This is a genomic window from Calothrix sp. PCC 6303, assembly GCF_000317435.1.
Lineage (GTDB): Bacteria > Cyanobacteriota > Cyanobacteriia > Cyanobacteriales > Nostocaceae > PCC-6303.
In genome coordinates, this window is record NC_019751.1 from 6567002 (window position 1) to 6581226 (window position 14225).

Consider the following 14225-nt stretch of genomic DNA (forward strand, 5'->3'; position numbering starts at 1 on the left):
TTTATTTTAAGAATCTTAAGAAGATAACAAAAATTCTACCCATTAAATGAAAATACAATAAAAAGCCGTCCCAGAAGGACGGGGCTTTAGACAGTTCACACCCAATATTTCGGTAAAGTGACAATAAACTTTGCCCCATATCCTAGACGACTATGTGCAGTAATTTTACCTTGATGACGCTCGACGATTTTGCGACAGATAGCTAAACCAATACCTGTACCTTCATATTGGCTACGTCCATGAAGACGTTGAAAAACGTTAAAAATTCGGTCTAGGTATTTTTCATCAAACCCAATACCGTTATCTTCGATGGTAATTTCACATTCTTCAGTACCATCAGGTTTAGTTAATATTTGACCATAAATTTTTATTAAGGGTGATACTTGGGGACGGTGAAATTTTAAAGCATTACCAATGAGGTTTTGTAAGAGTTGCCTTATTTGGATCGGATCAGCGTTAATAACTGGAAGATTGTGAACTTCTACTTGTCCACCTGTTTGTTGAAGACTTACTTCTAAGTCGGATAAGACTTCGGCGGTAACTTGAACTAAATTCACAGGTACAAATGGTTGTGCCCTGGTTGTAATTCGTGACAACATTAATAGGTCTTCAATCAACGATTGCATTCGCTCAGAGGCATTTGTCATGCGTTCGATGTAATCTAGTCCTTGTTCGCCGAGATTATCGCTAGAGGTAACTTTGAGTCGATTACCGAAGGCTTTGATTTTTCGCAGTGGTTCTTGTAAGTCGTGGGAAGCGACAAAGGCAAATTGCTGCAATTCTTCATTAGAACGGGCAAGTTCTAGACGCTGACGGGTTTCTGTTTCTAATAGTTTACCTTGGGCTAGGGCGATGCCAATTTGATCAGCGAGTTGTGATAAAAGCTCAGTTTCCCAGGTTGTCCAAGGACGGGGATGGCTACATTGGTGGGTAATTAATAGTCCCCACAGTTGGTTTTGGACTAAAATTGGGACAACTAGGTTAGCTTTAACACCGAATTGTCGAAGAAATTCCGCATGACAGCCTTGAATGTTGCTTTCTTCGATGTTAGCGAAGCTTGCGCGACGTAAGTCGTTCGCACTAATTCCCCCTTGGCGATATTTTTCTATATAGGTTTGATTAAAGCAAGGATCATTGATATCATGTCCTTGAATTGATGTACATCCAGGAATTAGGGCTTCTTTAACAACTTTGATTGACCAATCGGGATCAAGACGGACGATCAAAACCCGATCTGCATCTAGGAGTTTTTGGACTTCGTTGACACTGGTTTGGAGAATTTCATCAATTTGCAGGGATTGGCGAATCTTTAATGTGATATCGGCGAATAACTGCGAACGACTTACCTCGCGCAAGCTTCGCATGTTCTGTTTAACTAGCTCTTCTTGAGCATGTTTGCGATCTGTAATGTCCATCATTGCCCCAATCATCCGTACTGCTTGCCCATCTTGATTTCTGACCACAAATCCACGGTCAAAAATATGGCTATATTGGTGGCTATCATTACGAAAACGGTATTCACTTGACCAAGATTGTTCTCCACCATCGATTACCTTTTTCAAGTTGGCTAACACAATTTCCCGCTCTTCTGGATGTAAGCGATCGCTCCACCAGTGATGATCGGTTTTGCTGCTTCGAGGTGAATAACCAAATTGGGTTTTTACAGATTCATTCCACCACACCTGATTTGTAATTAAGTTCCAATCCCAAACAGTATCATTTGTTGCCCTTGCTAATATTTGGAAGCGTTCTTCGCTTTGCCTGAGAGCTTCTTCTGAAAGCTTTCTCTCGATTGCTGTTCCTAAAATATTTGCTACTGCTTGTAAAAAATAAACATCTTCTTGCGTAAATTTTCTACGTAATCTGGTATGTGCCCCCAAAACCCCAAAAGGACGTTTGTTTCCGTGAATTAACACGCTGACACCACTAATGACGCGGTGATCACATAATATCTGTGGTTGATAGAATCGCCTTTCTGTTCGTAAGTCAGTGACAATAGGTTCATTAGAAAGTAGCGTATAACCAGCTTGAGATTTAACATCTGTTCCTACCAAAGCATTTCCCACCAAACCGGGCATCCATCCAACCCCAGCCCGCAACAACAAGTTTTCTCCATCTGGCATTAGTTCCAAAACTTTGGTGTATTCAACTGCCAAACTTTTAGCCAGAAAAAAAACAGCCCATTCAAATAATGTGGTTAAATCACTACCAGCTAATGCCAATTGACTAAGTTCACCAATTAAGGCTTGATGGTTAGCATACACTTCCAAAGCTGACTCGTTTTGCTTGCGCTTGGTGATATCCGTATCAACACCAGTCATTCTCAATGCTACCTGCGAAGCATCACGAATTACTACCCCTTTACTGGCAACCCAGCGCATATTTCCATCGGGTAACAAAATTCTAAATTCAATGTCATATTCAACATCGTCATTGATGGCTTTTTCAACTGCATTGGTGACAACATGACGGCTATCAAAGTGAATACATCTGCAAAAAGTTTCGTATTTACCATCAAATTCGCCAGGATTAAAACCAAATAATATCTGTTGATCATTTGACCATGTAAGTAAACCCGTATTAATGTCCCAATCCCAAATCCCCATCCGCGTCGCTTGTAGTGCCACCCGTAACTGCGTCTCTGGCAAATATGACTGTTGAGCTTGGGAAAGACTTACGACTTCCGTTGAACAAGCTACGTCCCGCAAGCTACGCAATTCTTCCATGGTTCTGCGGGCTACTAGTATTTGTTGTATTCTTCGTTTCAAAACACACCATTGAATCGGCTTTTGGATATAATCGGTTGCCCCAACTGCAAAAGCCTTTTCAATTGCTACTTGATCAGAATCATCGGTCATAATTAATACTGGAATTTTGTCACCAGTCGGAAGTAATTGCAACCTCTGACAACAAGTAAAACCGTCCATTTCTGGCATGGTCGCATCCAGTAACAACAAATCTGGATGTAGCTGACTATACATTGACAGGGCTTCTTCTCCTGTCTCAGCTTCTGCCACTACATAACCTGTATTTTCTAGCAATTCCCGCAGATGCGATCGCACTAAACTTTCATCATCAACAATTAATATTAAACCAGTCATGGGGAAAGCAGGGGCAGGAGAAGAGATTTTTTGTTTCCTGTGACTTGTAAGCTACGGTGTACACACACGTCTATACAAAATCAAAATCGTCGTCAAAAAACAGACTTATTACTTATTAGGGACTTCCAAATAAAAAAATACCCAAATTATTTCTTGTGGGATGGGCTTCCAGCCCGTCCTTATATTGAGCGGGCTAGAAGCCCACTCCACAAAATTGGAGAAATTATTTCTTGGAAGTCCCTTACTCATTACTCATTACTTATTTTTTAACGAAATTTGCGGAATTCCCCATGCTTCTACAAGCTGGGGATGGATAGCAACGTGCGCTCTATCCAGCGCACAATCTGGTATAATTGTATCGGTCGATGACCCACCTGACTGACTAAGAGGCCACCCTTTGGGTATAAAGTATGTACTCGGCAGAGTTCAGGGAATCTGAAAACCTAGCTGGTTGGCTATTGCCGTAAATCCAAGGCGAGTAGGACTAAAAAGTTATAACCTTGCGGAAGGCGAGGTTCTGCCTGTGGACGCGGTGTAAGACCAAAAGCTAGATGGCTAGTGGAGGCAATTGCGAATGAGACGGGAAACTCCGTAGACGAATAAGACCGTCCTTGTGCTAGTTGAAATTGGAAGCCCCATTTTCAGCCGAAGGCAAGATGGGGTACTTCACTTACTCTGGTAATTTATATTGTTTGACAATTTGCTTGGCAAACTCCGGCACATGTGATTCTAGTTTCTCAGGGTGGTGTCGTTTGACATACAAATAATTGCGGGTAAAGTGGGAATCAATCGAAAAACGGGCGTATTCTAAACCCTTAGGACCAATTTTTTCGATTACCACACCCATTAATTTTGCTGCCCACATTGGTAAAGTTACGCCTTTATCGTAAGCAGGGATACTCTGCTGAACGGCTTCTTGGCGTTTTCCTTGAGACGTTACAGGTTGAGTCTCAATTTGGTCTTGTACCAATTCTAACATTTCTTTTCCTGTATCATTCCGTACTATGAGCCATTGCCAACCAAATGGTGCGCCCATATACCCAACTACCAAATCTGCCAGGGAATTTACATAGTCAAAGCAACTCATACAGGAAGGGGCAAAGACATCTTTGAGTTCTTTGGTATTCAAGCCAAAGAAGGGGACTGTTTCCAAAGAACCATCTTCGTGCTTGAAATGTACGCGAAAATCTTGCATAAACTCGTAATACACAACTGTATCCGGAGATTTGCTGGTGGTGTCCAAGAATTTCTGTAACCCAGCGCGGGTAACGTTATCAACACAAGGAGTCCCCAAAACATAGAGTTTTTCTAAGCCTAGCTGTTTTTCTACCGCTCGCAAAGCTTGGATTTGACAACCAACGCCAATTACTAATAGGCGTTTCATCCCTGATTTTTCGATTTCTTCCAGCACCGATAGGTTGGGGGATAGGGTGGGTTTATTCACACGGGCGGCGAGAATTTCCTCAGGAGTCCTGGCAATTACTGGCATTGGTTGAAAACGGTCTTCTTTGGTGTTTTGGACACATACTACCCCTTCCACCATCCCACGGTTGAGCATTTCAATGGCAATGGAACTCACAATTCCCGTCCACTGTGCCCCCTCGATGGGTTCAACTTTTCTAGCTGCCATCATTTGCTGATGGACACCAAAATATAATTCATCGGGATTTTCAAGAATGGGAAGCTGGCGCGACGTAAGTCGTTCGCGTCCGTGAGTTTGCTGCTCTAAAGCCCCTATTTGCTGATTAATAAATGCACAAGCATTCTTGACATAATGAACAAAATATGTATCGCATAATCCACATTCACTGCATAATTCTTTTGCTGGACGACGACTACCAGCTTTGAGTGCTTTAGCTTTTTTGTGTGGGAATATAGCTGTCATGTTATGTTTTTTTACTATTTTCAAAAATACGATAGCTTAATGCGTTACTTTGCACAAAGTCTGCCACGATAACAAATAGGAAGAATTTACAAAAATACTCTTTCCTTTTCCCCTTTCAGATGCAAACTCTCGTTATCAAAATTGGAACATCCAGCCTCACGCAACCAGAAACCGGGCAACTGGCGCTATCCACCATTGCGACTTTAGCAGAAATCCTGACACAATTACAGCGTCAAGGATACCGCGTCATCTTAGTGTCATCTGGTGCTGTGGGTGTGGGTTGTGCGCGATTAGGTTTAACTGAACGTCCCAAAAATATCGCCCTCAAGCAGGCTGTAGCGGCTGTGGGACAGGGACGACTGATGCGAATTTACGACGACTTATTTACAACTTTACAGCAACCCATTGCCCAAGTTTTGCTAACCCGTAGTGACTTGGTGCAGCGTAGCCGCTATTTAAATGTTTACAATACTTTTAATGAATTGTTGCAGTTGGGTGTAATTCCCATTGTTAACGAAAATGATACTGTGGCGGTGGAAGAACTGAAATTTGGTGATAATGACACGCTTTCGGCATTGGTTGCCAGTTTGGTGGAAGCCGATTGGTTGTTTTTGCTGACGGATGTGGATCGATTATACTCTGCTGATCCTCGCTCGGTACCAGATGCCAAACCCATTAGCTTGGTAAGCAACATCAAAGATTTAGAAGTTGAAACTGGGATGCAGGGGACACAATGGGGGACAGGGGGAATGAAAACCAAAATTTCTGCCGCGAGAATTGCCACGTCTGCGGGGGTGAGAACTGTAATTACTGAAGGGAAACAACCACGCAATATTACCAAAATTATTCAGGGTGAGGATATTGGTACGCAGTTCCAAGCGCAACCAGAACCCACATCAGCCAGGAAACGCTGGATTGCCTATGGTTTGGTACCCGCAGGAAAACTGTATTTAGATGCAGGTGCAGTATCTGCGATCGCCCAAAGCGGCAAATCCTTACTGGCAGCGGGTATAATTTTAGTTGAGGGAGAATTTGATATTCAAGAAGCCGTTCAGTTATGCGATCGCACTGGCAATGAAATAGCCAGAGGACTGGTAAACTATGGAAGTGAAGAACTACGCAAAATTCAGGGTCAAAAGTCACAAGCGATCGCTCAAATCCTTGGATACAAAGGTGTAGAAACCGTGATTCACCGCGATAATTTAGTTTTAATGTAAAGCTTGCCAGGGTGGGATGATCATGGCAGACTTTAGGGAAAGACATTCAATTAAATCCAAACTTGTATTTTCACTTCTTTCCTTTCTTCCGCCAAATTCCCCGCACCAAACGAATATCATCAAAGCTATAATCATCACCCAAATATTCCTTAATTGGTGTGAGAGAAATATCACCCAATATATCTAAAACCTGGCGAATTTTCTTTTGCTTTTCTAAATCCACCAATTGATTAATATCTATAGATTGATCCTTTTCAATTAAGTCAGATAAATGACGAATTATTGTTGTAGAGCGTAAATTACGTTCTTGGGCAATTTCCCCAATACTCAAACCTTGTTTATGCAGTTGCAAAGTAACTAATTCTGTTGTGGAAGGTGAATCATCACTAACTGTAGTAAATTGCGTTTTAGTTTCTATAATTTTAGTTTCTGGTATATTATTTTCTCGACAAAAAGCTTGAATTTCGGCGACAAATCGATCGCCATATTCAGTTAATTTATGTTTTCCCACACCGGAAAGTTTGGCAAAATCTGCTTTGGTGCGGGGAAGACTTTGTGACATTAACTTCAAGCTGGAGTCTGCAAAAATCGCGTATGGTGCGATTTTTTGTTCATCTGCCAAACTCTTACGTAACCCCCGCAACCGCTGCAATAGCATTTCTGCTGCCACTGCTTTTTGACTTTTTTCTTTAACATTTTCCCTTTGCACTGTTAACACAGCTACAGAGACATTGCGTTGACGACGCATCACTTCCCAACTGAGGGAATTAAGTTTTAAGACACCATAACCATCACTTGATTGTTCAACTAAACCCTGATGTAATAGAGAACGTCCCAACATCCGCCATTCATCTAAACTTTTATCTTTGCCGATGCCGTAGGTGGAGAGGGTATCATGTTTATAAAGCTTGATTTTTTCTGTCTTCCCACCCCGCAACACATCAATAATGTGTCCCATACCAAATTTTTCTTTGCATCTAGCAACACAAGATAAAAACTTCATCGCTTCCACTGTCCAATCTTGCACAGGTTTGGGATAACGACAATTATCACAGTTTCCACAGTTTCCTAAAAAACGTTCACCAAAGTAACCCAGTTGAATGGTGCGACGACAATCAGTACCTTCAGCAAAATCTATAACTTGACGCAGTTGCTGTTTGGCTATGAGTTGTTCTTGGGAATCAGTTTTTTGGTTGATACTCCATTCTATGGTTTTGATATCGCCAACTCCGAAAAACATTGTACAGCGGGATGGTTCTCCATCTCTTCCCGCCCGTCCTGATTCTTGGTAGTACCCTTCGATATTTCGTGGTAGGTTGTAGTGAATTACCAAGCGCACATCGGGTTTATCGATACCCATCCCAAAAGCAACAGTGGCAACCATAACGCGCACATCATCACGAATAAACCGGGTTTGGTTATTTGTACGTTCTTCATCGCTTAATCCAGCGTGGTAAGCTAAAGCAGAAATTTTATCATGTTGGAGTTTAAAGGTAAGTTCGTCAACCTGTTTGCGAGTTAAACAGTAAATGATGGTGGATGCTTCAGATTCTCGAATTAGTTCTAGAACTTCAGCGTATACCGTTTTGGTTTTGGGACGAACTTCGTAGTAGAGATTTTGACGGTTAAAGCTGGCAATGTGGATACTAGGTTCTTGAAGTCCCAGCTGTTCAATGATATCAGCCCTGACTCGATCGGTGGCGGTGGCAGTTAGGGCAAAAAGGGGAATTCCAGAATAACGTTGACGAAGTGTGATTAACTGGCGATATTCTGGACGAAAATCATGTCCCCATTCTGATACGCAGTGTGCTTCATCAATGGCAAATCCAGCGATGCCCACTTGATGGTTTACTAGATCTAAGAAAGGTAGAAATCTTTCACTTACTAAACGTTCAGGGGCTACATAGACTAATTTTACCTTTCCTTCCAGGATTGCTTGCTCACGCGATCGCACTTGATAACTATTCAAGCTACTATTAAGAAATGTTGCGGCAATCCCATTTTTCCGTAGTGTCTCTACTTGATCCTGCATCAAAGCAATTAACGGGGATACCACAATTGTCACACCTTTTTTCATCAAAGCAGGTAGTTGAAAACACAACGATTTTCCACCACCTGTAGGCATCACCACCATCAAATCCTTATTTTGTAGCGCTTCCTCGATAATTTCCCTTTGCCCAAGACGAAAATTATCATAACCGAAGTAATACTTTAACGTGGTTTCTAAGTTAGAATACTGAAGCATAGGGCAGCCTGTCAGGGTCTCTGTGAGCCGATCAAAACGATCAAAGCACAAATAAATAATCTAGCGCAAATATTTTTGATTTAAAACACATTGAACAGTAGATATCAGATAAATGGAAGTACATCAAAAACCCTCATAGAGACGTTCCGATGGAACATCTTTCTAATGTGAGCAGATGATTGCGGGTTTGACTAACATTGTTATTTTATCAATCGATGGCAGATAAAATATTCAGTAGGAGGGTTCAAGAAAATGATTAATCAAGTGTCGGAAAAAAGAATGCACTCTGTCAGGTGGGTGTTAGCTGTTTTGTGGTTAATTTTAATTGCTTCGCTATTTTATGATCCGATATCAAAAGCATTCACAGCTGCTACCGGTTCTTGCATTCAGGTTCAAGCACACTGCTTAAAGCAGGAACCTTATCAAATGGGAAGCAGAGTTTGGTGGAATTACATTGTTCCCAGCGCTGTGATGATTTTAATGCTATTCGGACATGAATTTTGGCGGCGGATTTGTCCACTTTACTTTTTTTCCCAACTTCCTCGTGCTTTTAACTTAAAATCTTCTTTAAATATTGAAGATAATCAATGGTTAATTCGCAATCATTTATATTTACAATTCTCACTATTATTTATTGGCTTAGTATTACGAATTTTATTTCTCAATTCCGAGCGAATTATTCTCGGCTCATTTCTCTTATTAACAATTTTATCGGCAATGATCACCGTATATATATATGGTGGACGTAGCTGGTGTCACTATATTTGTCCATTTGCACCAGTCCAAACTGTCATAGTTGGAGTAGGAGGACTATTAGAAACCAAATCCCTTGAATCACCTAACGGGATTACCCAATCAATGTGTCGGCAAACAATCTCATATCACCAGGAAGAAGCAACTTGTACAGCTTGTAAATCTCCGTGCAAAGATATTGATAGTGAAGATGCATATTGGCAGGAATTAATTCAACCAGGACGAAAACTAATTCAATATGGCTATGTCGGGTTAGTAATTGGTTTCTTTGCTTATCAAGTTCTTTATGCTGGTAATTTCGATTACTATTACAGCGGATTTTGGCATCATGAACCAAATCAAATCTCGAAAATATGGCAACCTGGATTTTACATAGCAAATCGGGCAATTCCCATACCTAAATTGATTGCTGCACCATTAACTTTAGGTGTATTTGTTTGGTTCACCTATTACTTTGGTAAAAAGTTAGAGAAGATTTACATAAAGTATGCTAGACGCAATAATAAATTGCTAGGAAAGAAACAACCTCAACACCAATTCTTTTCCCTTAGTACTTTTATTGCCTTCAACTTCTTTTTTATCTACGCTGGACGCGGGGAAATATTACGTCTGCCTTTTGTTTTTCAACTAGTATTTCAAGGATTATTTGTATTAGTTAGTACATTATGGCTTTCTCGAAATTGGCATCGGACATTACAAAAATACGAAGAAGAAAATTTTGCCTATAATTCCCCATCAAAGCAACTACCCAGCAGTTTAGTAGGTGCGAAAGGTATAGTAATATCAAATCAAACAGTTAATAATCAATACACAGTTCCTCGCATCACTCGAATGAAGATTAGCAAGGGAAATCAGAATGGAAATACCCGTATTCGCACGATTCTCAGAATTGAATCTGGAAATTTAGATCCAAATCGCACCGTTTTGAGCATCAAACCTAAAAATATTGATCCAGGACATACAGTTCCTAGAGTTAATCCTGATAAATTTAACCAGGACGATATATCTCAACAGTAAGTTTGAGTTAAATAAGGATCATGAAAATCAAGGTTATTAACAATAAAACAAAATCTTCTCAAGAGTATAAATGGACAGGAGAAGCATATTTAGTTGGGAGAACTGATACTTGTCATATTTTTATTAATGATCAAGAAGTTAGTAGTATTCATGGAATGATCACGGTTCGTGAGGGAAAAATCGAATATATTGATTTAAATAGTACAAATGGTTCCCATATTAATAATTTGGCTTTATCTAAAATGCAGAGTTATATTTTGCAGGAAGGTGATGCAATCAAAATTTGTGACTATTTTATCTCTGTCGAAGACTATGATAATTGCCAGAGTAAAAAAAATGATATTTGTTGGTGGAATCAAGGAGATTTAACAGTAGAATGTGTACGGATAATTAATGAAACACCCACCACAAAAACATTTGTTTTAGTGGGGAAAATGCCAGTTTTATTTAATTATCAACCAGGACAATTTATTATCCTCAATTTAGAAATAGAAGGGCAAAAAATTCAACGTCCCTATTCTATCTCTTCATCCCCGTCACGTCCCCACACAATTGAAATTACAGTGAAGCGTGTCACTGAAGGATTAGTTTCCAATTGGTTACATAACAATATCAAAGTTGGTGCAAAACTAGAATTATCAGGCTGCTATGGTGACTTTACCTGTGGATTAAAACCGACATCAAAATTACTTTTCATTTCCGCAGGTAGTGGAATTACACCAATGATGTCTATGTCACGTTGGTTATTAGAAGCTGGTTTGGATGTTGATATTATTTTTATTCATAGTGCTAGTAGTCCTGATGAAATTATTTTTCGTCAAGAGTTAGAAATGATGGCAATGAAGTATCACAATTTTCATTTGTCAGTTACAGTCACGCGGAAAAAACCTGGGCAAACTTGGTTAGGATATAGTGGACGTTTAAATCAAGCCATTTTACAATTAATGGTTCCGGATTTAGGATCACGTACAGCTTATATCTGCGGTGCTGATGGATTTATGGCAACGGTAAAAACTCAGCTTCAGAATTTAGGCTTACCGATGCAGAATTATTATGAGGAGAGCTTTGGTGGTAGTAAAATAGCTGAAAACCAATATAACACGGTACCTGTAGCAGAACCTATTATTACTTCATCTGTAGTTGTTTTTGCCAAATCGGGTAAAGAAATTGCCTATGACGGAGAAGAAGTGATTCAAAGCTTGGCAAATAAACATGGTGTGAGTATTAAACGTTCCTGTGGTTCTGGAGTATGTGGAATCTGTAAAAGCACTATATTATCCGGAGAAGTAAAGTATATCAAAGAACCTAAAGCTTTAGACTCAAGCGATCGCAAACAAAAACTATGCCTAACTTGTATTGCTCAACCTGTGGGAAAAGTTACTATTGATGCTTGATGATGCTTGAATAATGTTTAAAGTTTTACCCGTCTTTACTGATAAACAAAGTATCCTGGGGAATAAGTAACTAATAAGATTTTTTATACAAGCTAGTAATGTAATAATTTTATGCAGGAAATAAAACACCCAAATTTAGGACAGATGTCAGAGGAGGAAGATAAATATCTAAACCCACCAATTGAGATTTTAGCAAGTATTTGGGATGTAGTTGATTACGGGGTTTTTGTCTTAGATATTGTGGATGGTGTGCAGCTACAGTTGACATACGCCAATTCTGCATTCTTGAAAATCAGTAAATTTTCCCTTCAGCAGCTACTGAGTAATAATATCCAGAAGATTTTTGACATAAGTGTAATTCAGCACTTTTATGAAGTTCTAGACTTAGATCATCAAATGACATTTGAAGGACAACTGTTTACAGATTGTTTAGATCATTGGGCATCATTCACAATTATACCCATAACTGAGAATAACTCTAGCTGTAATCGACTTGTAGTTACCTTCACAAATATTACTCAACAGAAACAACGAGAAAATAAGCTCCACGAAACTCAAGAACAGCTAAGAAAATTATTTGATCTTTCTGGTGATGCGATTTTATTATTTGATGATACAGGCATATTTGATTGTAATGCCGCAGCATTAAAAATGCTCAATTGTTCCGATAAAAATCAAATAATTGGCTTGAATTCCTCACAATTATCCCCCGTCAGACAACCAGATGGAAGATTATCGGCAGAGAAAACCCAAGAGATGGACGCGATCGCATGGCAGAATGGATGCCATAGATATGAATGGATGTATCGTCGCTTCGATGGGGAAAATTTCTGGGTAGAAGTTTTGTTAACCCATATACCAATGGATCATAAATCTATTATTCATGTAACCTGGAGAGAAATAAGCGATCGCAAAGCCACTGAAGAAGCTTTATTTAAACAAGAAAAGCAATATCACAGTATTTTTCAAGCAGTAAGTGATGGACTAATAATTTCTGAATTGGAAACCTCAAAAGTGGTGGAAGTTAATCCATCAGCACATCAAATGCATGGCTATTCCTATGATGAATTCTTGGAATTAGATATTCGAGAATGGGTTCACCCAGATAACCATCAATTACTCTATCAATTTATCGAACAAGTCACCATGAACGGAGAATTTTCTTCTCAAGGTCAAGATATTCGTAAAGATGGTACAGTCTTTGACGTTGATGTAAAGGGAACATTGTGCATGTACGATGATCGCCTACACATCCTCACATTAATTCGTGATATTAGTCAACGTAGAGCAGCTGAAGAAGCTCAAAAAATTGCCCAAGCACGTTTACAATATCTAATTGCCGAAAGTCCTGGAGTTATCTATAGCTGCAAAGTGTCAGATGGTTATCCTTTAAACTTCATCAGTTCCAACTCATCTGCCATATTTGGTTATGAAGCTGAAGAATTTATGCAAAATCCCACTTTTTGGATGAATCGTATTCACCCTGAAGATATTGATAATTTCATGGCAGTCATACCTCAATTAATTGCCCATGGGAAACACGTAAATGAATACAGATTTCAGCATAAAGATGGTACCTATCGCTGGATTCATAATGAGGCAAAAATTGCCAGAGATGAAAATGGTAAACCTTTAGAAATTATTGGTCACTCTTTTGACGTAACCCAACGTAAAACCGCTGAATTCCAATTACAACAGCAAGCAGCAGAACTAGCAGTAACTCTCCAAGAACTAAAGTATACCCAAACACAAATTATCCAAGCTGAAAAAATGTCATCCCTAGGTCAACTAGTTGCAGGAGTTGCCCATGAAATCAACAATCCTGTCAGCTTCATCTACAGCAACCTAGAACCAGCTAGAGAATATATTGCTGATCTACTCAAGCTAATGGAATTATATCAGCAACATTACCCTGAACCAGCAACCGAAATTCAAGACGAAATCGAAAACACCGATCTAGAATTTATCAAAACTGACTTGCCAAAATTACTTTCATCAATGAAAATTGGTGCAGATCGGATCAAAAAAATAGTGCTTTCACTGCGTAATTTTTCCCGCATGGACGAATCAGAATACAAAAGTGTTAATATCCATGAAGGTATTGATAGCACTTTAATTATTCTTGAGCATCGACTCAAAGCACAACCGAACCGTCCCGCAATTCAAATCATCAAGGAATATGCAGATCTACCACCTGTAGAATGTTATGCGGGTCAAATGAATCAAGTATTTATGAATATACTTGTAAATGCCCTCGATGCACTAGATGAGCGAGATAGCAAAAGAAGCATCGAAGAAATCGAAAAACTACCAAGTTTAATTAGTATTACAACCAAGGTAATTGACTCTCGACAGGTATTAATCCAAATCAGTGATAACGGCTCTGGAATCCCAGTAGAAGTAGAAAAACGTCTATTTGAGCCATTTTTTACAACTAAACCTATCGGCAAAGGTACAGGTATGGGTTTATCCATTAGCTACCAAATCATTACTGAAAAACATGGTGGTAGCCTAGAGTGTATTTCATCCCCTAAACAAGGATCAATCTTTGCGATTAAAATTCCCCTCAAACAATTATCCCAACCCTGTAGTTGATTTTGTATTTTTATTTTT

Annotated in this window: 7 protein-coding genes; 4 read left to right on the plus strand and 3 right to left on the minus strand. The window is 39.5% G+C overall.

Going from position 1 to position 14225, the window contains the following annotated elements; translation table 11 throughout:
- Positions 1-95 precede the first annotated feature (95 nt).
- Both CAL6303_RS26700 and CAL6303_RS26705 read right to left on the minus strand, forming a co-directional pair.
- A complete protein-coding gene (locus tag CAL6303_RS26700) occupies positions 96-3101 on the minus strand; it encodes a PAS domain-containing protein (protein ID WP_015200960.1) in 3006 nt (1001 codons plus the stop codon).
- A 670-nt stretch (positions 3102-3771) separates the two neighbouring features.
- Entirely contained in the window at positions 3772-4986 is a 1215-nt protein-coding gene (locus tag CAL6303_RS26705) for a Coenzyme F420 hydrogenase/dehydrogenase, beta subunit C-terminal domain (protein ID WP_015200961.1), read from the minus strand.
- A 119-nt stretch (positions 4987-5105) separates the two neighbouring features.
- Here CAL6303_RS26705 and proB point away from each other — a divergent pair, with 119 nt between their 5' ends.
- On the plus strand, positions 5106-6203 hold the full coding sequence (gene proB, locus CAL6303_RS26710; RefSeq protein ID WP_015200962.1) for a glutamate 5-kinase: 1098 nt from the start codon (positions 5106-5108) through the stop codon (positions 6201-6203).
- Between the two features lie 70 nt (positions 6204-6273).
- On the opposite strand, the gene recQ is transcribed toward proB, so the two are convergent.
- The gene (recQ, locus tag CAL6303_RS26715) at positions 6274-8448 is read right to left on the minus strand and encodes a DNA helicase RecQ (RefSeq protein ID WP_015200963.1); all 2175 of its coding nucleotides are present in this window, start codon (positions 8446-8448) and stop codon (positions 6274-6276) included.
- 252 nt (positions 8449-8700) lie between these two features.
- Here recQ and CAL6303_RS26720 point away from each other — a divergent pair, with 252 nt between their 5' ends.
- The 3 genes from CAL6303_RS26720 (at position 8701) to CAL6303_RS26730 (ending at position 14207) form a co-directional block, all read left to right on the plus strand.
- Positions 8701-10218 carry a 4Fe-4S binding protein gene (locus CAL6303_RS26720; RefSeq protein ID WP_015200964.1) on the plus strand — a complete coding sequence of 506 codons (1518 nt, stop codon included), beginning with the start codon at positions 8701-8703 and terminating at the stop codon, positions 10216-10218.
- 20 nt (positions 10219-10238) lie between these two features.
- On the plus strand, positions 10239-11612 hold the full coding sequence (locus CAL6303_RS26725; RefSeq protein ID WP_015200965.1) for an FHA domain-containing protein: 1374 nt from the start codon (positions 10239-10241) through the stop codon (positions 11610-11612).
- Between the two features lie 111 nt (positions 11613-11723).
- Positions 11724-14207, plus strand: a complete 2484-nt coding sequence (locus CAL6303_RS26730; RefSeq protein WP_015200966.1) for a PAS domain S-box protein — start codon at positions 11724-11726, stop codon at positions 14205-14207.
- Positions 14208-14225 lie beyond the last annotated feature (18 nt).

Bases quoted from the DNA above. Each gene is read 5' to 3' on its own strand.
- CAL6303_RS26720 (WP_015200964.1), top strand. From the start codon at position 8,701: ATGATTAATCAAGTGTCGGAAAAAAGAATGCACTCTGTCAGGTGGGTG.
- CAL6303_RS26730 (WP_015200966.1), top strand. From the start codon at position 11,724: ATGCAGGAAATAAAACACCCAAATTTAGGACAGATGTCAGAGGAGGAA.
- CAL6303_RS26700 (WP_015200960.1), bottom strand. From the start codon at position 3,101: ATGACTGGTTTAATATTAATTGTTGATGATGAAAGTTTAGTGCGATCG.
- proB (WP_015200962.1), top strand. From the start codon at position 5,106: ATGCAAACTCTCGTTATCAAAATTGGAACATCCAGCCTCACGCAACCA.
- recQ (WP_015200963.1), bottom strand. From the start codon at position 8,448: ATGCTTCAGTATTCTAACTTAGAAACCACGTTAAAGTATTACTTCGGT.
- CAL6303_RS26725 (WP_015200965.1), top strand. From the start codon at position 10,239: ATGAAAATCAAGGTTATTAACAATAAAACAAAATCTTCTCAAGAGTAT.
- CAL6303_RS26705 (WP_015200961.1), bottom strand. From the start codon at position 4,986: ATGACAGCTATATTCCCACACAAAAAAGCTAAAGCACTCAAAGCTGGT.